The 19069-nt window shown below is 72.0% G+C and carries 20 protein-coding genes and 1 tRNA gene; 6 read left to right on the top strand and 15 right to left on the bottom strand.

Annotated features, from left to right (window positions below; all coding sequences use genetic code 11):
- Positions 1–171: 171 nt before the first annotated feature.
- The 3 genes from ACZ7L1_RS22660 (at position 172) to ACZ7L1_RS22650 (ending at position 2613) form a co-directional block, all read left to right on the top strand.
- Positions 172–1446: an amidohydrolase family protein gene (locus ACZ7L1_RS22660; protein ID WP_471439630.1), complete on the top strand. Its 1275-nt coding sequence runs from the start codon at positions 172–174 to the stop codon at positions 1444–1446.
- Positions 1447–1570: 124 nt separating this feature from the next.
- Positions 1571–2227, top strand: coding sequence for an SDR family oxidoreductase (locus tag ACZ7L1_RS22655; RefSeq protein WP_471439628.1), 657 nt, complete (start codon positions 1571–1573; stop codon positions 2225–2227).
- Positions 2228–2238: 11 nt separating this feature from the next.
- Positions 2239–2613 carry a nuclear transport factor 2 family protein gene (locus ACZ7L1_RS22650; protein WP_471439626.1) on the top strand — a complete coding sequence of 125 codons (375 nt, stop codon included), beginning with the start codon at positions 2239–2241 and terminating at the stop codon, positions 2611–2613.
- 50 nt (positions 2614–2663) lie between these two features.
- Here ACZ7L1_RS22650 and ACZ7L1_RS22645 read toward each other — a convergent pair whose 3' ends face one another.
- Both ACZ7L1_RS22645 and ACZ7L1_RS22640 read right to left on the bottom strand, forming a co-directional pair.
- A complete protein-coding gene (locus tag ACZ7L1_RS22645; RefSeq protein WP_471439624.1) occupies positions 2664–2876 on the bottom strand; it encodes a hypothetical protein in 213 nt (70 codons plus the stop codon).
- 254 nt (positions 2877–3130) lie between these two features.
- A tRNA-Tyr gene (locus tag ACZ7L1_RS22640) sits at positions 3131–3212 on the bottom strand.
- Positions 3213–3437: 225 nt separating this feature from the next.
- On the opposite strand from ACZ7L1_RS22640, the gene ACZ7L1_RS22635 reads away from it, so the two are divergent.
- Complete coding sequence (locus ACZ7L1_RS22635) at positions 3438–3926, top strand: YajQ family cyclic di-GMP-binding protein (protein WP_471439622.1); 489 nt, start codon at positions 3438–3440, stop codon at positions 3924–3926.
- An 85-nt stretch (positions 3927–4011) separates the two neighbouring features.
- On the opposite strand, the gene ACZ7L1_RS22630 is transcribed toward ACZ7L1_RS22635, so the two are convergent.
- Positions 4012–4278: a GlsB/YeaQ/YmgE family stress response membrane protein gene (locus ACZ7L1_RS22630; RefSeq protein WP_471439620.1), complete on the bottom strand. Its 267-nt coding sequence runs from the start codon at positions 4276–4278 to the stop codon at positions 4012–4014.
- 184 nt (positions 4279–4462) lie between these two features.
- Here ACZ7L1_RS22630 and ACZ7L1_RS22625 point away from each other — a divergent pair, with 184 nt between their 5' ends.
- Positions 4463–5725, top strand: a complete 1263-nt coding sequence (locus tag ACZ7L1_RS22625; protein ID WP_471439618.1) for an APC family permease — start codon at positions 4463–4465, stop codon at positions 5723–5725.
- Positions 5726–5847: 122 nt separating this feature from the next.
- Here the strand turns inward: ACZ7L1_RS22625 and ACZ7L1_RS22620 are convergent, their stop codons facing one another.
- The 12 genes from ACZ7L1_RS22620 to ACZ7L1_RS22565 all read right to left on the bottom strand — a co-directional run bounded on the left by ACZ7L1_RS22620 (position 5848) and on the right by ACZ7L1_RS22565 (position 17322).
- Complete coding sequence (locus tag ACZ7L1_RS22620; RefSeq protein ID WP_471439616.1) at positions 5848–6240, bottom strand: YccF domain-containing protein; 393 nt, start codon at positions 6238–6240, stop codon at positions 5848–5850.
- A complete protein-coding gene (gene htpX / locus ACZ7L1_RS22615; protein WP_471439614.1) occupies positions 6237–7100 on the bottom strand; it encodes a zinc metalloprotease HtpX in 864 nt (287 codons plus the stop codon). The genes ACZ7L1_RS22620 and htpX overlap by 4 nt, the downstream gene beginning before the upstream one ends.
- Before the next feature lie 216 nt (positions 7101–7316).
- Positions 7317–8816, bottom strand: a complete 1500-nt coding sequence (locus tag ACZ7L1_RS22610; protein WP_471439612.1) for an NADH-quinone oxidoreductase subunit N — start codon at positions 8814–8816, stop codon at positions 7317–7319.
- The gene (locus ACZ7L1_RS22605) at positions 8813–10387 is read right to left on the bottom strand and encodes a complex I subunit 4 family protein (protein WP_471439610.1); all 1575 of its coding nucleotides are present in this window, start codon (positions 10385–10387) and stop codon (positions 8813–8815) included. The genes ACZ7L1_RS22610 and ACZ7L1_RS22605 overlap by 4 nt, the downstream gene beginning before the upstream one ends.
- A gap of 6 nt (positions 10388–10393) precedes the next feature.
- Complete coding sequence (locus ACZ7L1_RS22600; RefSeq protein ID WP_471439609.1) at positions 10394–12385, bottom strand: NADH-quinone oxidoreductase subunit 5 family protein; 1992 nt, start codon at positions 12383–12385, stop codon at positions 10394–10396.
- On the bottom strand, positions 12382–12747 hold the full coding sequence (nuoK, locus tag ACZ7L1_RS22595; protein WP_471439607.1) for an NADH-quinone oxidoreductase subunit NuoK: 366 nt from the start codon (positions 12745–12747) through the stop codon (positions 12382–12384). The genes ACZ7L1_RS22600 and nuoK overlap by 4 nt, the downstream gene beginning before the upstream one ends.
- Complete coding sequence (locus ACZ7L1_RS22590; protein WP_471439605.1) at positions 12747–13382, bottom strand: NADH-quinone oxidoreductase subunit J family protein; 636 nt, start codon at positions 13380–13382, stop codon at positions 12747–12749. The genes nuoK and ACZ7L1_RS22590 overlap by 1 nt, the downstream gene beginning before the upstream one ends.
- Positions 13379–13900, bottom strand: a complete 522-nt coding sequence (locus ACZ7L1_RS22585) for a 4Fe-4S binding protein (protein WP_471439748.1) — start codon at positions 13898–13900, stop codon at positions 13379–13381. Before ACZ7L1_RS22585 ends, ACZ7L1_RS22590 begins: the two co-directional genes overlap by 4 nt.
- 110 nt (positions 13901–14010) lie before the next feature.
- A complete protein-coding gene (locus ACZ7L1_RS22580; protein WP_471439604.1) occupies positions 14011–14979 on the bottom strand; it encodes a complex I subunit 1/NuoH family protein in 969 nt (322 codons plus the stop codon).
- Positions 14976–16310, bottom strand: coding sequence for an NADH-quinone oxidoreductase subunit C (locus tag ACZ7L1_RS22575; protein WP_471439602.1), 1335 nt, complete (start codon positions 16308–16310; stop codon positions 14976–14978). Before ACZ7L1_RS22575 ends, ACZ7L1_RS22580 begins: the two co-directional genes overlap by 4 nt.
- Positions 16307–16930, bottom strand: coding sequence for an NADH-quinone oxidoreductase subunit B (locus tag ACZ7L1_RS22570; protein ID WP_446791767.1), 624 nt, complete (start codon positions 16928–16930; stop codon positions 16307–16309). Before ACZ7L1_RS22570 ends, ACZ7L1_RS22575 begins: the two co-directional genes overlap by 4 nt.
- Positions 16921–17322 (bottom strand): NADH-quinone oxidoreductase subunit A, encoded by a 402-nt coding sequence (locus tag ACZ7L1_RS22565; protein ID WP_388571630.1) that lies wholly within the window; start codon positions 17320–17322, stop codon positions 16921–16923. The genes ACZ7L1_RS22570 and ACZ7L1_RS22565 overlap by 10 nt, the downstream gene beginning before the upstream one ends.
- A 497-nt stretch (positions 17323–17819) precedes the next feature.
- Here ACZ7L1_RS22565 and ACZ7L1_RS22560 point away from each other — a divergent pair, with 497 nt between their 5' ends.
- Positions 17820–19016, top strand: a complete 1197-nt coding sequence (locus ACZ7L1_RS22560) for a sensor histidine kinase (RefSeq protein WP_471439746.1) — start codon at positions 17820–17822, stop codon at positions 19014–19016.
- Positions 19017–19069: the final 53 nt, after the last annotated feature.

The raw sequence follows: 19069 nt of genomic DNA, 5'->3' as shown, positions 1-19069 counted from the left end.
CGTTCGCCCAAATCCGTTTCGCGGCACCCCGTCCGTACTGTTCCCGGTGCCCCCACGCACCACACCCCCGGTACGACTATTGCGCTCCTCCCCGCCCCGGCCGGGTCGCAACCCTAGGCTCGACTCACCCTGCGTGATCTTGCCTTTGGTGCCGTGGACCACAGGAGCGCGATGCCCGACAGCCGACCGCAGCCGCCCCGCTTCCCGCCCTCACCGTCGGTACCCGCCGACTCGGCCACCCTGCTGCTGTGCGGGGCCCTGCTCACCGACGGCCGGACGGTGGACGTGCGGCTCGCCGGCGGTCGTATCGAGGCCGTCGGCACGCCCGGCAGCCTGGCGACCGGTGCCGTCGGCGCCCGCGTCGACCTGCGCGGCTATCTCCTCCTGCCGGCCCCCGCCGAACCGCACGCCCACTGCGACACGGCCCTGTCCGCCGACGGCACGGGCGACCCGCGGGGTTCGGGCGGCGCCGGACCGCAGTCGCCCCCTGCGGAGGACGTCCAGCGCCGCGCCACCGAGGCCGCGCTGCTGCAGCTCGGACACGGCGCGACGGCCCTGCGCTCCCACGTGCGCATCGGTGACGTACCGGGGCTGGACGCGCTGGCCGCCGTTCTGCGGGCGCGGCGCTCGCTGTGCGGGCTCGCCGAGCTGACGGCGGTGGCGATGCCGGGGGCGCTGACCGGGGTCGCCGGCGCGGACGGGCTCGCGATGCTGCGGGACGCGGTGAAGATGGGCGCCACGGTGGTGGGCGGCTGCCCGGACGCGGACCCCGATCCCACCGGGTACGTGGAGACGGTCCTGCAGATCGCCTCGGAGTTCGGCTGCCCGGTCGACCTGCACACGGACGCCCGCGATCCGGTACGACTGTCCCGGCTCGCGGCGATGGCGGGCGGTCTGCGGCCCGCGGTGACGCTCGGCCCGTGCGGCGGCCTCGGGCGTCTCCCGGCGGGGACGGCCGCCCGCGTCGCAGACCGGCTCGCCGCCGCCCGGGTCAGCGTGGTGTGCCTGCCGCAGGGCGGCTGCGGCGGCGTCGGCCGGCGCGGCACGGCTCCGGTGCGCCTGCTGCGGTCGGCCGGCGTGCGGGTCGCGGCGGGCAGCGGGGCACTGAGGGACCCGGCGAACCCGGTCGGGCGCGGAGACCCGCTGGAGGCGGCCTACCTGCTGGCGTCGCGGTACGGGGTGTCCGCCGAGGACGCGTACGACATGGTGAGCGCGTCGGCGCGGGCGGCGCTCGGGCTGCCGGAGGTGCGCGTGGAGGCGGGTTTCCCGGCGGAACTGCTCGCGGTGCGCGCCGACGGGCTGGCCGGCGCGCTGTCACTGGCCTACAGCCGGGTGGTGATCCACCGGGGGCGTCTGGTGGCTCGTACGAGCGCGGTGCGGGAGTACTGCGACTCGGCCGCGGTGGCGCTGGAGCTGCCACGGCAGGGCCGCGCGGAGCCGTCGTGACGGCCGGGGGCAACTCGGCCCTGATGTGCGGTCGTTGCGCGTCGCGGGAAGGCGCGCTCCGCTGTGCGTGAAGTCGTGGGAGTCGTGAGGGCAAAAGGCCCCCTCGGGGCGTACGGTCGGAAACATGCGCATTGTCATCGCTGGAGGTCATGGTCAGATCGCGCTGCGGCTGGAGCGGCTGCTCGCCGCGCGTGGTGACGAGGTCGCGGGGGTCATCCGCCGGGCGGAACAGGCCGACGATCTACGGGAGGCGGGCGCCGAGCCGATCGTGTGCGACCTGGAGTCGGCATCGGCGGAGGAGGTCGCCGCACACCTGCGGGGAGCCGACGCGGCCGTCTTCGCGGCGGGTGCGGGCCCGGGCAGCGGCGCGGACCGCAAGCACACGGTGGACCGGGACGCGGCGATCCTGTTCGCGGACGCGGCGGAACGGGCGGGCGTGCGCCGGTTCGTCGTCGTGTCGTCGATGGGCGCCGACCCCGAACACCCGGGCGACGAGGTCTTCGACGTGTACCTGCGCGCCAAGGGCGAGGCCGACGCCTACGTACGCGCCCACAAGTCCCTGGACTGGACGATCCTGCGCCCCGGGTCCCTGACGGACGACGCCGGCAAGGGCCTGGTCCGCCTGGAGGCGCACACGGGACGCGGCGCGATCCCGCGCGACGACGTGGCCGCGGTTCTCGCCGAGCTCGTCGACACACCGGCGACGACCGGCCTGACGCTCGAGCTGATCAGCGGTTCGACCCCGGTGTCCGTGGCGGTGAAGTCGGTGGCCGGGAACTGAGCGGGGCGGGGATGCCGGAGGGGATTCCGCCGTCGCGGGCGGCGTTGCTGACGCGGATGTACGAGGTCTTCGCCACGGACGAACGGGAGGCGTTCGTCCCGCACTGCCTGTCCCCGGACGTCGACTGGCCGAACGTCCTGGACGACCTACGACTCCACGGTCACGAAGGGGTACGCGCCTACTGGGCACGCCAGTTCGCCTCCGGCCACCCGCTGGTACGCCTGGAGGGCCTGCACCCGGACGACGACGGCGAGGCGGTCGTCGCCACCGTGCGGCCCGGTGGACGCACGGAGACGGGCGACGAATGGGCGGCGCACACCGTCGAGCATGTGTACCGATTCGACGCGGAGGGCCTGGTGAGCCGGATGGACGTCCGCCGGCCCTGACGGGTCGTCGGTCGGCGGACGGGTGCAGAAGGCGGGCCGGGAGACCGGCCTCAGAAGAGCGGAAGCTGACCGGGGAACTCCGGTACGGCGTACCCGTCGAGGGTGGGCTGCGCGGCGCCGGCCTGCGCCGGCCGACGGGACCCGGGGCACGAGACGAGCGCGCGGCTGCTGCGCGCCCCCGGCGGATCGTGGCGCGCGAACCGCCCAGCGACGACGGCGACGTCCCGGCGGCACTCGGGGCAGGTCCTGCGGGGCGACGACATGGGTTCAGCGTACGAGAACCGGCTCGGCGGGGAGACGAAGCGGCCGGTGCGCAAGGAGCACGACCGCTGGTGGCGGCGCACGAGCCGCACTCGGTCCCGTACGTCGACGACGTCGACACCGCGGACAGCACCACGGCTGCCGCGGCCGACAGACGGTCGGCAGATCGCGCGGCAGATCGCGTGGGCGCAGCGGGTGCATGCCAAAGGGCCCGCGACCTGCTTTCTTCGCAGGTCACGGGCCCTTTGCTTCCGTGTGGCGGCGCCAGGATTCGAACCTGGGAAGGCTGAGCCGGCAGATTTACAGTCTGCTCCCTTTGGCCGCTCGGGCACACCGCCGGGGATTGCCGCCCTGGAGGCCGCCTTTCGGCGGTGCTCCCTGGCAACGACGTAAACGATACCTGATGCGCAGGGGTGCTTCGCCACCCGATAGATCGGCGACCGCAAGGGGAGGGGGTGGCTAGGCTTATGCGGATGCGGCCCGGCTCGACGCCGGGCCGGGCGGCCGCGCTCCCGCACGCCGATACGCAGCCCGTTCCATCCCGATACAAGGAGCCACAGGACATGGCCGACTCCAGTTTCGACATCGTCTCGAAGGTCGAGCGGCAGGAGGTCGACAACGCCCTCAACCAGGCCGCCAAGGAGATCTCCCAGCGCTACGACTTCAAGAACGTCGGCGCCTCGATCGCCTGGTCCGGCGACAAGATCCTGATGCAGGCCAACTCCGAGGACCGGGTGAAGGCCGTCCTCGACGTCTTCGAGACCAAGCTGGTCAAGCGTGGCATCTCGCTGAAGGTGCTGGAGGCCGGTGAGCCGCAGCTCTCCGGCAAGGAGTACAAGATCTTCGCGTCGATCCAGGAGGGCATCACCCAGGAGAACGCGAAGAAGGTGGCGAAGATCATCCGCGATGAGGGTCCCAAGGGCGTCAAGGCCCAGGTGCAGGGCGACGAACTGCGCGTCAGCTCCAAGAGCCGGGACGACCTCCAGGCCGTGATCGCGCTGCTCAAGGGCAAGGACTTCGACTTCGCCCTGCAGTTCGTGAACTACCGGTAGAACCCCCTTCACGACGCAGGGTGGGCACCCCGGAGCGCGGGGTGCCCACCCTTCTGTGCTGCTGGCTGCGGCTTCGGTGGCGCGTTCAGCGGCGGGAGTCGCCGAACAGGACGCGGTAGATGATCAGCAGCACGAGCGAGCCGCCGATCGCGGCCGCCCAGGTGGCGCCGTCGTAGAAGTGCTTGCTGATCGGGTGGTGCAGCCAACGGGCGGAGATCCAGCCGCCGATGAAGGCACCCGCGATGCCGATGAGGGTCGTACCGATGAAGCCGCCGGGGTCCTTGCCCGGCAGCAGGAACTTGGCGATGGCGCCTGCCAACAGCCCCAGGATGATCCAGCTGACAATGCCCATGCCGTGAACCTGCCTCTCCGCGCTGTGCCTGTGCTGTATTCCTGCTCCGGCCAGGCTGTGCCATACCTCGACGGTGTGTGATTCTGCTGGTCACGCGCCTCGTTCTCCAGTTCGTGGCGCGTCGTTGTCGGCAAGGACGCATCCGCGGCGGCCGCCGGTTGCACGGCTCAGTAGGGTTCGGTCCATGACACAGTCCGGGGCACAGACATCCGGTGGCGTGGGGCTGCGACGGACCCTCGGGGTCGGGGACGCCGTCGTCATCGGGCTCGGCTCGATGATCGGGGCGGGGATCTTCGCGGCCCTGGCCCCCGCGGCGCGTGCCGCCGGGTCGGGGCTGCTGGCGGGGCTCGCGGTCGCCGCCGTGGTCGCCTACTGCAACGCGACCTCCTCGGCACGCCTGGCCGCCCTGTATCCCGCCTCGGGCGGCACGTACGTGTACGGGCGCGAGCGGCTCGGAGCGTTCTGGGGCTATCTGGCGGGCTGGTCGTTCGTCGTCGGCAAGACGGCTTCCTGTGCGGCGATGGCCCTGACCGTGGGCGCGTACGTCTGGCCGGGGCAGGCGCACGCGGTGGCGGTCGCGGCCGTGGTGGCGCTGACCGCCGTGAACTACGGCGGCATGCAGAAGTCGGCCCTGCTGACGCGGCTGATCGTGGCGGTGGTCGTGGCGGTCCTCGCATCCGTGGTCGTCGTCTGTCTCGCGTCCGGTGCGGCCGACGCCTCACGGCTGGACGCGGGCGGCTTCGGCGGGGCCGGCGGGGTGCTGCAGGCGGCGGGGCTCCTGTTCTTCGCGTTCGCCGGGTACGCGCGGATCGCCACCCTCGGCGAGGAGGTGCGGGACCCGGCACGCACCATCCCGCGCGCGATCCCGCTGGCGCTGGGCATCACGCTGGTGGTGTACGTGGCGGTGGCTGTGGCTGTGCTTTCCGTACTGGGTGCCGACGGGCTGGGGCGTACCGCGGCGCCGTTGGCCGACGCGGTGCGCACGGCGGGCGTGCCCGGCCTCGTGCCGGTGGTGCGGGTGGGTGCCGCGGTGGCCGCGCTGGGTTCGCTGCTGGCGCTCATCCTGGGCGTCTCCCGGACCACGCTGGCCATGGCCCGCGACCGGCATCTGCCGGGCGTCCTGGCCGCCGTGCACCCGCGGTTCCAGGTGCCGCACCGGGCCGAACTGGCCGTGGGTGCCGTGGTGGCCGCGCTCGCCGCGACGGTGGACGTGCGGGGCGCGATCGGGTTCTCCTCCTTCGGGGTGCTGGCCTACTACGGGATCGCCAACGCGTCCGCCTGGACCCTGACTTCGGCGCCGGCTTCGCGCGTCGTACCGGCGGTCGGGCTCCTCGGCTGCGTCACGCTGGCGTTCGCGCTGCCCGGGGTGTCCGTGGGCGTGGGGGCGGGTGTGCTGGGCCTGGGCGTGGTGGCGTACGCGGTACGGCGGTGGGTGGCCGGGCGGTAGCGAACCAGCGGCCCGGGCAGCGGGCGGTGGCCGGGTGATGGCAACCGGCCCGCGCCGCAGACGGGCGATCCGGAGTCCGCCCCTACTGCCCCCGCCTCCGTAAGCTGCTGCCCGCGCGTGTGTCAGCGCGTCGCGAAAGGCTGGTCCGTCCGCACGATCTCGCGGCCCAGCGGCAGCAGCGAGACCGGGATCAGCTTGAAGTTCGCGACGCCGAACGGGATGCCGATGATCGTGACGCACAGGGCGATGCCCGTGACGATGTGGGCGAGGGCCAGCCACCAGCCGGCCAGGACCAGCCACAGGACGTTGCCGACGCAGGACGGCGCGCCCGCGTCCCGGCGCTCGACCGTCGTATAGCCGAAGGGCCACAGCGCGTAGACACCGATGCGGAAGGCCGCGACGCCGAACGGAATCCCGATGATCGTGACGCACAGCAGCACGCCCGCGAACAGGTAGCCGAGGAACAGCCAGAAGCCGCTCAGCACGAGCCAGACGACGTTCAGGATTGTCTTCACCGGGGGCGACCTGCCATCTGCTCGAGCCGGGTGATGCGCTCCGCCATCGGCGGATGGGTGGAGAACATCTTGGACAGCCCCTGACCGGGACGGAAGGGGTTTGCGATCATCATGTGGCTCGCCGTCTCGATCCGCGGCTCGGACGGGAGCGGCAGCTGCTGTGTGCCCATCTCCAGCTTGCGCAGGGCGCTCGCGAGGGCCAGGGGGTCGCCGGTGAGCTGGGCGCCGGACGCGTCCGCCTCGTACTCCCGGGAGCGGCTGATGGCGAGCTGGATGAGGGACGCGGCGAGCGGGCCCAGGAGCATGATCAGCAGGAAGCCGAGCAGGCCCGGGCCGTCGTCGTCGTCCGAGCGGCCGACCGGGATCAGCCAGGCGAAGTTCACCAGGAACATGATCACCGAGGCGAGGGCGCCGGCGACCGACGAGATGAGGATGTCGCGGTTGTAGACGTGGCTGAGTTCGTGTCCGATGACGCCCCGCAGCTCGCGCTCGTCGAGGAGCCGGAGGATGCCCTCGGTGCAGCACACGGCCGCGTTGCGCGGGTTGCGGCCGGTCGCGAAGGCGTTCGGTGCTTCCGTCGGCGAGATGTAGAGCCGGGGCATGGGCTGGCGGGCCTGGTTGGACAGCTCGCGGACCATGCGGTAGAGGGCGGGGGCCTCGAACTCGCTCACCGGGCGCGCGCGCATCGCGCGTAGAGCCAGTTTGTCGCTGTTCCAGTACGCGTACGCGTTCGTGCCGATGGCGATGAGGAGTGCGACGATCAGGCCGGTACGCCCGAAGAAGCTGCCGATGACGATGATGAGTGCGGACAGTCCCCCGAGGAGTACTGCGGTCCTGAGCCCGTTGTGCCGGCGGTGCACGGTACGCCCTCCAAGTGGTGCGGCAGGGGAACCCTTTGTCTGCGAACTGCTTGTCGACTCCACTTCTCAGTGGACCTTCCCGCACTGGTCAACGCCAGGTGGGCGGCGCGAGTTCCCTGGTGCGGGCTTCCGGAGTCCGTGGGCCGTCCGGGTGAGGCGGCGGCATCGGGCACGCGCGTGTGCCGGATGCCGGGTGGCCGCGCTCTGGGGCGCGGGTCAGAAGAGCGCGGTGGCCGAGAAGCGGAGCACCAGCTGGGGGGCTCCCGACAGGGCGACGCCCAGCACGGCCGTCAGGGTGAGGGCGGCCGTGAGCGGAGCCGGGACGCGGTGCTTCTCCGGTTCCCCCTCGGGGGCGCGGAAGAGCAGGGCCGTCCACTGGAGGTAGTAGAAGAGCGCGATCACCACGTTGACCGCCATGACCACGGCGAGCCAGCCGAGGCCGGCGTCGACGGCCGCGGAGAAGACGGTGACCTTCGCGAAGAGGCCGATGATGCCGGGCGGCAGGCCTGCCAGGCACAGCAGGAAGAACGCCAGGAGCAGCGCGGTCACGGGGTTCGAGGCGTGGAGGCCGCGGTAGTCGGTGATGCGGTTCAGGGCCCTGGTACGGCCCACGAGTGCGGCCACGGCGAAGGCGCCGAGGTTCACCGCCGCGTACATGAGGGCGTACGCCACGGTGGAGCCGATCGCTTTCTGGGCGTTCTTGGAGTAGGCGGCTGCCGCGATCGGCACCAGGAGGTAGCCGGCCTGGCCGACGGAGGACCAGGCGAGCAGGCGTACCGCGCTGTACGCGCGCGTGGCCTGCTGCCGCAGGGCGCCGACGTTGCCGACGGTCATGGTGAGGGCGGCCAGTGCGGCCAGTGCCGGGCCCCAGGCGTCGGAGTAGGACGGGAGGGCGACGACGGTGACGAGGATCAGGCCGGAGAAGCCGACGGCCTTGCCGACGACGGACAGGTAGGCGGCGACCGGGAGGGGCGCGCCCACATAGGTGTCGGGCACCCAGAAGTGGAACGGGACGGCGGCCGTCTTGAAGGCGAAGCCGACGAGGGTGAGGACGACGCCTGCCTGGGTGAGCGTGTGGAGTTGTCCGCTCACGTGCTGGATCCGGTCGGCGACCTGGGTGAGGTACAGGGTGCCGGTGGAGGCGTACACGAAGCTGATGCCCATGAGGCTGACGGCGGTCGCGGTGACGGACGAAAGGAAGAACTTCAGGGCGGCTTCGGAGGATTTCTTGTCGCCGTGCCGGATGCCGACGAGGGCGAACGCGGGCAGGGAGGCGACCTCCAGGGCGACGATGAGGGTGGCCAGGTCGCGGGAGGCGGGCAACAGGGCGGCACCGGCGGCGGAGGACAGCAGCAGGAACCAGAACTCCCCTTCGGGGATGTCCTTCCTGGCGTCCTTCAGCGCGGTGACCGACAGCAGGGCGGCGAGGAGGGCGCCGCCGAGGACGAGGAACTGGATGACGAGGGTGAAACGGTCCGCCGTGTAACTGCACACCTGCGGGCTGCCGGTCAGGCAGAAGGTGGCGCGGTCGCCGTCCAGGAGGGGCAGCAGCATGAGGATCGCGGCGGCCAGTCCGGCGATGGACGCCCAGCCGAGGAAGGCCTTGTGCCGCTCGTCGAGGAAGAGGTCGGCGACGAGGACGAGGAGTCCGACGGCTGCCGCGATGGTGGGCGGTGCGATCGCCAGCCAGTCGACGGACTGGACGAGGGAGCTCATCGGGTGCCTCCTGCGAGGAGCCGCTGCACGGCCGGGTCGGTCAGGCCGAGGAGTGCCCTCGGCCACAGGCCGGCGAGGATGGTGAGGACGACGAGCGGCGTCCAGGCCGCGAACTCGTACGTGTGGACGTCGGCGAGTTTCGGAGTCTCCTGGGGCACGGCGCCCATGCACACGCGGCGCACCACGATGAGCATGTACGCGGCCGTGAGCAGCGTGCCGAAGGCTGCGATCGCCATGAAGGTGAGGAAGGCGGGGCGGTCGAGGTCGGCGGCGGGCTTGAACGCGCCGAACATCGCGAGCATCTCACCCCAGAACCCGGCGAGGCCGGGCAGACCGAGCGAGGCGACGGCGCCGAAGGCGAGGAGGCCGCCGAGGCGGGGGGCCCTGCCATAGAGGGCGGCGCCGGTCTTCTCGGCCAGGGCGTCGAGGTCGGTGGTGCCGGTGCGGTCCTTCAGCGCGCCGACCAGGAAGAACAGCAGGCCGGTGATGAGGCCGTGGGCGATGTTGGCGAACAGCGCGCCGTTGACGCCGGTCGGGGTGGTCGTCGCGATGCCGAGCAGCGCGAAGCCCATGTGGCCGACGGAGGAGTAGGCGATGAGCCGCTTGAGGTCGCCCTTCGCGCCTCGTCTGGCGAGGGCGAGGCAGGCGAGGGATCCGTAGATGATCCCGACGACGGCGAAGGCGGCGAGGTACGGCGCGAAGGTGTGGAAGCCGTGGGGCGCGACCGGCAGGAGGATGCGCACGAAACCGTACGTGCCCATCTTCAGCAGGACGCCGGCCAGCAGGACCGAGCCGACGGTCGGTGCCGCGGTGTGGGCGTCGGGCAGCCAGCTGTGCAGCGGCCACATCGGTGCCTTGACCGCGAGCCCGATCCCGACCGCCAGAACCGCGATGACCTGCACGGATGCGGTGAGCGACCGGCCGTTGTCAGTGGCGAGTGCCACCATGTCGAACGTGCCCGCCTTGAGTCCGATCAGGAGCAGGCCGAGCAGCATGACGACGGAGCCGAGCAGCGTGAAGAGGATGAACCGCCACGCGGCCCGGGTCCGGCCCTCACCGCCCCAGCGGGCGATGAGGAAGTACATCGGGATGAGGACCATCTCGAACGCGAGGAAGAACAGCAGCAGGTCGAGGACGGCGAAGGTCGCGAGGGTGCCGGACTCAAGGACGAGCAGCAGCGCGACGAAGGCCTTCGGGGACGGGCCCGCAGGCATCTTGAAGTACGAGTAGAGCGCGCAGAGGAAGGTCAGCAGCGCGGTCAGCACCAGGAGGGGAAGGGAGATGCCGTCGATGCCGAGGTGGATCCGCACGTCGAGTGCGGGGATCCAGCTGATGTCGGTGGTGGCCTGCATCCTCGACGGGTGGTCGTGGTCGAAGCCGAGCGCGAGGGCGATCGCCGCGATGAGTACGGCGCCGGTGACGGTCACACCGTGCCGCAGCACGGCCTGCTCCGGTGACTTCCCCTTCAGCCCGGGCGGCGCCGGCAGGAGGGCGGCGAGCGCGCCGAGGAGCGGCGCGACGACGACGAATGCCAGAAGGAACTGCATCACGGACTCGCTGATATCGATCACGCCTGCTCACGCTCCCGTGGCGACGAGGAGGGCGGCCACCGCCAGGACGACGGTGCCGGCGAGCAGCGCGCTCACATAGGTCTGCACATTGCCGGTCTGGGCGCGCCGCACGGCGGCCCCGAGCAGGCGGGGCACGGCGCCCGCGCCGCGTACGTAGGTCTCGACGACCTCCCGGTCCAGGAACTGCACGAGGCTCGCTCCGGCCCTGACCGGGCGGACGAAGAGCCGGTCGTACACGGCGTCCAGGTGGAAGCCCTCGGCCGCGTGGCGGTGCAGCGGGCCGAGCAGGAGGCGCCCCGGGTCCGCCGGGTCGGGCGCGTAGGCGATGTCGCCGTACGCGGGCACGTGGCTTGCGATCGCCTCGGCCTCGACCAGGCCGGCGTCCGCCTCGGGATGGGCCGCGACGGCACCCAGCGGGATGCGGGCCGCGAGTGCGGTGGTGTGCCGCCAGGCGCCGTAGGTCACGAGCGCGCCGACCAGGGCGAGGCCCGTGCCGAGGACGGAGGTGGTGAGCGTCGGCGTCAGGGAGCGTCCGTCGAACCAGTGGGGCAGGACACGGTAGGCGAGGCCGAACGCGATCGACGGGGCGGCGAGCACCCACAGCACGGCGTTCATGACCAGCGGCTGCCTGCCGTGGTCGGGGGCCTGGGGTCCGTGGCCGCGGAAGGCGAGCAGCCACAGCCGGGTCGCGTACGCGGCGGTGAGCAGGGCCGTGACCAGGCCGGTGACGAGGACGATCCAGCCCGCGGCGCCGGGGGCGTGTCCGGTGTGGCCGGTGGCCACGTGCTCGGCGGCCCCCAGGACGGACTCCTTGGAGAAGAAGCCGGAGAACGGGGGGATCGCGGCGAGCGCGAGGAGCGCCACGGTCATCGTCCAGAAGGCGTCGGGGATGCGGTCGCGCAGGTCCCTCATACGGGACATGGCGGCCAGCGAGTTGGTTCCGGCGGCGTGGATGATCACGCCGGCGGCGAGGAACAGCAGCGCCTTGAAGGCGCCGTGGGACAGGAGGTGGAACACGGCGGCACCGCGGTCGCCGACGGCCAGGGCGCCGGTCATGTAGCCGAGCTGGCCGATCGTCGAGTAGGCGAGGACGCGCTTGATGTCGTCCTGGGCGAGCGCGGCGAGCGCCGAGCCGACCATGGTGACCGCGGCCGTCACGGCGAGGACGACCATGGCGGCCCAGGAGGTCTGGAAGACCGGGAGAAGACGGGCGATGAAGTAGACACCGGCGGCGACCATCGTCGCGGCGTGGATCAGCGCCGAGACGGGTGTCGGGCCCGCCATCGCGTCGGGGAGCCAGGTGTGCAGCGGGAACTGTGCCGACTTGCCCGCCACGCCGGCCAGGAGCAGCAGGGCGACCAGGGTCGGGTGGTGCAGTCCGCCGCTCGCGACGGTGCCGAGGACGTGGGTGATGCGGAAGGAGTCGGCATCGGTGCCGAGCGCGAACAGGCCGATCAGGAAGGGCACGTCGCCGAGCTTGGTGACCAGGAAGGCCTTGAGGGAGGCGGCGCGGGCCTCGGGGGTCTCCCAGTAGTGGCCGACGAGGAAGTAGGAGCAGATGCCCATGACTTCCCAGCCGACCAGCAGCACGATCAGGTCGCCCGAGTAGACGACGAGGAACATCGCGGAGGTGAACAGGGAGACGAGAGCGGCGTAGGAGGGGTAGCGCGGGTCGTCGCGCAGGTAGCCCGTCGAGTAGATCTGCACGCAGGTGGCGACGACACCGACCAGGACGGCGACGAGGGCGGCGAAGCCGTCGATGTGCAGGGCGAGTTCGATCGGGACCGAGCCGGTGGGCGTGAGCTCGGTGGCGGCGTCGAGTGCCCGGCCTCCGCCCTGGCGGGCGGCTACCAGCACGGCGAGGACGAGCGAGGCGAGGGTCGGCAGGACGGCGAGCGGTCGGACGAGTCCGGGGACCGTGCGGCCGAGGAGCAGGCCTGCCGCGGCGCCGAGGAACGGAAGGAGGGGTACGAGGACGGCGAGGGTGGTCGTGGTCACGCGGTGGCCTCAGCCTTCTCAGCCGCAGGGGTCTCGCCGTCGTGGCCCTCGGCGGTGTCGCGGAGGCGGTCGATGTCCGAGGTGCCGCGGTTGCGGTACACGGCGAGGACGATCGCGAGGCCGATGCCGATCTCGGCGGCGGCGATGGCGATGGTGAACAGGGCCAGGGCCTGTCCTGAGTGCAGCGTCTCGCGGGCGGCGCGGCTCAGCCAGACGTCGAAGGCGACGAGGTTGAGGTTGACGGCGTTGAGCATCAGCTCGACCGACATCAGGACGAGGATCGCGTTGCGGCGGGCGAGGACGCCGTACAGGCCGGTGCAGAACAGGAGGGCGGAGAGCACGGCGGGATAGGCGAGGTGCATCAGCGGGCGCCTTCCTTCTCGCTCCGGGTGTCCGGGGCGGCCGAGGCGTTCGCGGGGGTGGCCGCCGCGTGAGCCTTCGCCTTGCGGGACAGGACGATCGCGCCGACCAGTGCGGCGAGGAGGAGGACGGAGAGGGCCTCGAAGGGGAGGACCCAGTACTGGAAGAGGCTCGCGCCGGTGACCTTGGTGGAGCCGGAGGCGGCGCCCCCGAGGTCGATCCATGTCGTGCGGAAGGCGTCGACGACCACCCACACCAGGGCGGCCGCGGCGGCGACGGCCACGGTGAGGGCGGCCCAGCGGTTGCCGGAGTCGGCGTCCGGGGAGCGGCCGATGGGGGCCTTGGTGAGCATCAGACCGAACAGGAGGAGGACGACGACGGAGCCGACGTAGATGAGGACCTGCACCCAGGCGATGAACTCGGCGGTGAGCAGGAGGTACTCGACGGCGAGCCCGCCGAGGGTGACCACGAGCCACAGGGCGGCGTGCACCAGTTGCCGGGTGGTGACGGTGACCAGGGCGGCGCCGAAGGTGACCAGACCGACGAGCAGGAAGGCGATCTCGACGCCGGTCGGGGAGAGGAAGCCGTGCGAGGCCGTGGCGGCAGCCGTGGTCAGCGCGACGGAGGCGGTGTTCACGACTCTCCTCCCTTCGGCTCGGTGGGCTCGTCGGCTTCGGTGGGCTCGGCCTGCGCGGCGGCCAGCTTCTCGACGGTCTTGCGGGCTGCCGCCATCTCCTTCGGCTCCTCGGCGCCCGGGTCGAGGGCGGGCGGGGCCGGCACGGTCCACATCCACTCGCGGAGCTTGTCGCGCTCGTGGGTGAGGTCGCGGATGTCGGTCTCGGCGTACTCGAACTCCGGGGACCAGAACAGTGCGTCGAAGGGGCAGACCTCGATGCAGATGCCGCAGTACATGCAGAGGGAGAAGTCGATGGCGAAGCGGTCCAGGACGTTGCGGCTGCGTTCACGGCCGCCGGGGGCGGCGGGCGGGACCGTCTCCTTGTGGGAGTCGATGTAGATGCACCAGTCCGGGCACTCGCGGGCGCACAGCATGCAGACCGTGCAGTTCTCCTCGAACAGGCCGATGACACCGCGGCTGCGCGGCGGCAGCGCGGGCTGGGCGTCGGGGTACTGCTCGGTGACGGACTTCTTCGTCATCGTGCGGAGGGTGACGGCCAGGCCCTTGGCGAGGCCGGAGCCAGGAACCGAGAGGCGCGGCCGCCCGGAGGGCGTCGTTGCGGGGTGGTGGTCGGGCGACGGGCGGGCCATTAGGAGATCACCACCTTGACGATGCCGGTGAGGGCGATCTGGGCGAGGGAGAGGGGGACGAGGAGGGTCCAGGAGAGCTTTTGGAGCTGGTCCTCGCGCAGCCGGGGGTAGGTGACGCGCAGCCAGATGACGACGAAGGCGAGGATCGCGGTCTTCAGCAGCGTCCAGAGCCAGCCGAGGCCGTCGGCACCCCAGGGGCCGTGCCAGCCGCCCAGGAAGAGGACGGTGGTCAGGCCGCACAGGACGATGATCCCGGCGTACTCGGCAAGCAGGAACAGGGCGAAACGGAGGCCGGTGTACTCGGTGTACGCACCGAAGATGATCTCCGAGTCGGCGACGGGCATGTCGAAGGGCGGGCGTTGCAGCTCCGCGAGGCCGGCGACGAAGAAGACGATCGCGCCGACGATCTGCCAGGGCAGCCACCACCAGCGGAAGGCGTCGAGGATGCCGGGGAGCGAGACGGTGCCCGCCGCCATGGCCACCGAGGCGGCCGCGAGCAGCATGGGGAGTTCGTAGGCGAGGAGCTGGGCGGCGGTGCGGAGGCCGCCGAGGAGGGAGAACTTGTTGGCGGAGGCCCAGCCGGCCATGAGGGAGCCGAGGACGCCGACGCCCATGACGGCGAGGACGAAGAAGATGCCCGCGTCGACGACCTGGCCGACGGCGCCCTCGCTCGGGCCGATGGGGATGGCGAGGAGCACGAGGAGGTACGGCAGCAGGGCCACGGCGGGGGCCAGCTGGAAGATACGGCGGTCCGCGCCCGCCGGGACGACGTCCTCCTTCTGCGCGAACTTCACGCCGTCGGCGACGAGCTGGGCCCAGCCGTGGAAGCCGCCCGCGTACATGGGGCCGAGGCGGCCCTGCATATGGGCCATCACCTTGTGCTCGGTCTGGCCGACGAGCAGGGGGAAGGTGAGGAAGACGACGAACACGACGAGGAGTCGCAGGGCGACGTCGAGAGCGCCGTTCACCGCGTGCCTCCTGGGGTGTCGTCGGGGTTCGGGGACTTCTTCGGGGACTCCGGGGACTTCGGGGTCTGCTGCGCGCCGTCGGGCCGCGTGTCACCGGGACGGGTTTCGCCACGGTGGGCTTCGCCGCCGGTCGCGTCGGGCTCCGCCGCGGGAGCGGTGTCGGCTTCCGCGGCTTGGGGCGCGGGGCTCGCGGGTTCGGTCGCGGGCTTCGCCGGTTCCGCCGACTCGGCCGCCGGTTCCGCCGACTCGGTCGCGGGCTTCACCGGACCTTCTGGGGCGGTGGGCTCGGGCTCGTCGAAGGCCGGGCGGGCGTGGTGCCAGGGGGCGTCCGCGCTGCGGGGGGCGACGGCGGGCCTCTGGGGCGTCCCCTCGGCTGCCAGGGCCTCGGCGCGCTGGGACGCCGAACCCTCGGAGGCGCTCCGCGCACGGCGGGGCCCGGCGGAAGGTGTCGCCGGCTCGGCACCGCCCTCGACCCGTTGCGAGGCCGAGCCCTCCGACGCGCTGCGGGCACGCCGGGGACCAGTCGGCGCCGTCGCCGTGTCCCCGGCCGCGCGCTCCGACGCCGAACCCTCCGACGCGCTCCGCGCACGCCGCGGCGGCGGCGCCGCGGTCTCCGTGGGCTCGCCCGCGGCGGGGGCCTGGCTCGCGGAGCCCTCCGCTGCCGTGCGGGTGCGTCGTACGGGGCGTTCGCCCGCCGCTCGGCCTGCGGCGCGGGCCGGGCGGGCGGGGGCCGGAGGGAGCTGGCCCTTGAGGGGGCCCCACTCGTTCGGATCGGGGACGCCCGGGGGCAGCATCTGGCGGCGCTTGGGGCCGCCGCCCGCGGCGGAGCCGCCATGAGATGCAGTGGACTCGCCCGGTTCCTTCGCACCCGGCCATGCCTTGGCCACCCGGGCCGCCAGCACGAAGTCCTTGCGCAGCGGGTGGCCCTCGAAGCCCTCGGGCAGGAGCAGGTGCTCCAGCGCGGGGTGGCCCTCGAAGGCGATGCCGAACATCTCGTGGGTCTCGCGTTCGTGCCAGGCGGCGCCCGCGTAGACGTCCACGGCGGACGGCAGGACGGGGGCCTCGTGCGGGACGGTCGTACGGACGAGGAGGCGGCGGACCGGGGACAGGGCCACCACATGGGCCGAGACGCGCAGGCCCGTGCCCGGCTCGTCGACCGCGCTCAGCCAGTCGAAGTACGTGCAGCCCAGCTCGTCGCGGGCGACCCGGAGCGCCTCGGTCCAGCCCGTCGGGGTCACGTCGACGGTCAGGACCTCGTACGACTCCTCGGCCGTGGCCTCAGGGCCGAAGAGTTCCTCGGCGGACGCGGGCAGCCAGCCGACGGCGGTCATCGCCCCTCCCGCTGATCCGGTTCGGGGGCCGACGGCGGCGGCTGCACCAGGCCGCTCTGCAGGGCCGCGGTGGACGGCCGCGAGGATCCGTACCGCTCCCCCAGCGACTCGCGCGCGATCTTCTCCTGGAGCTTGAGGATGCCCTGGAGCAGTGCCTCGGGACGCGGCGGGCAGCCGGGGACGTACACGTCCACCGGGATGATCTGGTCGACGCCCTTGGTGACGGAGTAGGAGTCCCAGTACGGGCCGCCGCAGTTGGAGCACGCGCCGAAGGAGATGACGTACTTCGGCTCGGGCATCTGCTCGTACAGGCGCTTGACGGCCGGGGCCATCTTGTCCGTGACCGTGCCGGACACCACCATCAGGTCGGCCTGGCGCGGGCCCGGCGCGAACGGGATGACCCCCAGGCGGATGAAGTCGTGGCGGGCCATGGACGCGGCGATGAACTCGATCGCGCAGCAGGCGAGGCCGAAGTTGAAGACCCAGAGCGAGTAGCGGCGTCCCCAGTTCAGGATCACCTTCATCGGCTCGGGGGCGAGGCGGGCCAGTGCGCCCAGCCTCTTGGGCTCCGGAAGCAGCACAGGGCCGGTGGCCTCGGTGGTCGAGGGGTTCACGTCCATGTCAGGACCCCCTTCTTGTACGCGTAGAGCAGTCCCACGGCCAGGAAGCCGAGGAAGACGAACATCTCCACGAGGGTGGTGGCTCCGTACCGCGGATCGGCGAAGACCGTGGCCCACGGGAAGAGGAAGATCGAGTCGACGGCGAAGATCACGTACAGGAACGCGTAGACGTAGTAGCGGACCTGCGTGTGGGCCCAGCCCTCGCCGACGGGGTCGACGCCGCACTCGTACGTGAGCAGCTTCTCCGGCGTGGGCACGACGGGGCGCAGCAGCCGGCCCGCGCCGAAGGCGACGGCGACGAAGAGCACGCCGACGACGGCGAGCAGCCCGACGACGGAGTAGGACCGGAAGTAGTCCGCCGCCACGACAGCGACGGCGGTCGGATGCGGCACGTCAGCCCCTCGCTCCCTGACCTCGTGACCCTGGTGAATCCTGTGATTCGACGATCTGTACGCACGGGAGTCTAGGCCCTGCTAAAGAGAGGGTAAGCAGCCCGTCGCACGTTGAGATGCCCTGGTACGCGCCCCACTCGCCTTACCGCTCGCATCACGTACCCCTGGCACGGCTCGGATCACCTCCCGCGCCGGCCGGATCGGCGGAGGGTGGGGAAACCCCGAGGAAGTCACGGCGGTCGGCCTCATGGTGCGGCGGCCCGCGGCGCGACAGGCTGGCGGACATCACCGCACGAGGCCGGAAATGTGACCGAACGAGGCCGGGGGATATGACCGAACGGGGTCGGAGGGCCATGAACGAACGGGGTCGCGGGGCCATGGACGAACGGGGGCGGGAGGCCATGGACGAACGGGGGCGGGAGGCCATGGACGAACGGGGGCGGGAGGCCATGGACGAACGGGGGCGGGGGGCCGTGGCCGTACGGGGGCGGGGGGCCATGAACGAACGCAGTACGAGCCAGGGCGTGCTGGACGGCGAGCGGCCGCCGCCCGTGCGCCTGGCGCTGGACGAGCACACCTGGCGGGAGATCGCGCATCTTCTGGCGAACCTGCCGATGTCGCTGATCGGGTTCGTCTACGTGGTCACGGTGCTGTCCACGGGTGGGGCGCTGACGGTGACCGTGATCGGTGTCCCGCTGCTCGCGGCCGGACTGCTGGGCGCGCGGCAGCTCGGCAAGCTGGAGCGTGCGCGGGCCAGGGCGTTGCTCGGGGTGCGGGTGGAGGAGCCGACCCCGCTGCCGTTGCGCAAGAGCGGCGGGATGGTGCAGTGGCTGTCGATGACGCTGAAGGACCCGGTGGGCTGGCGGACTCTGCTGTACGGCTTCATCCGGCTGCCCTGGGGGATCCTGAGCTTCACGGTGACGTTCATGTCGCTGTTCGTGCTGTGGCCGGTTCTGCCGTTGCTCGCGCGCGGGCTCAGCAATGTGGACCGGGCGATGGTGCGCGGTCTGCTGTCCCCCTCCGACGAGCTGGAACGGCGTATCGCCGAACTGGAGTCCGACCGTGGGGTCGTGGTGGACACGGCGGCAGCCGATCTGCGGCGCATCGAGCGCGATCTGCACGACGGAGCGCAGGCACGCCTGGTGAACCTGGCGATGGGGCTCGGCCTCGCCAAGGAGAAGCTGCTCGAGGACCCGGACTCGGCGGCGGCGATGGTCGAGGAGGCGCACGGCGAGGTGAAGCTGGCGCTGCAGGAACTGCGGGACCTGGCCCGCGGCATCCATCCGGCGGTCCTCACCGACCGCGGCCTCGACGCCGCGCTGTCGTCGGTCGCCACGCGCTGCACCGTGCCGGTGAAGGTCACCGTGGATCTCGACACGAGACCGGCCGCGGCGATCGAGGGCATCGCCTACTTCACGGTCTCGGAGCTGTTGCAGAACATCAGCAAGCACAGCCGGGCCGGCTCCGCCTCCGTGGAGGTGTGGCGGACGGACGAACGACTGCTCATCCAGGTCTGGGACGACGGCCGCGGAGGCGCGCGCCTCGACGGCGGCACGGGCATGGCGGGGCTCGCGGAGCGGCTGGACGCGGTCGACGGCCTGTTCGTCGTCGACTCGCCGGTGGGCGGCCCCACGACGATCACTGCGGAGCTGCCGTGGCGGGACCGCGGGGACGAGGGACGGCGGCGGAGGTAGCGCAGCGACGATTCGGTCCCGGGGGCGTCTCCAGGGTGGGGAAAACCCCCGGT

Source organism: Streptomyces sp. NPDC107546 (genome assembly GCF_055639175.1).
The sequence above is the reverse complement of the archived record's forward strand: the minus strand, read 5'-3'. Positions and strand labels throughout refer to the sequence as shown.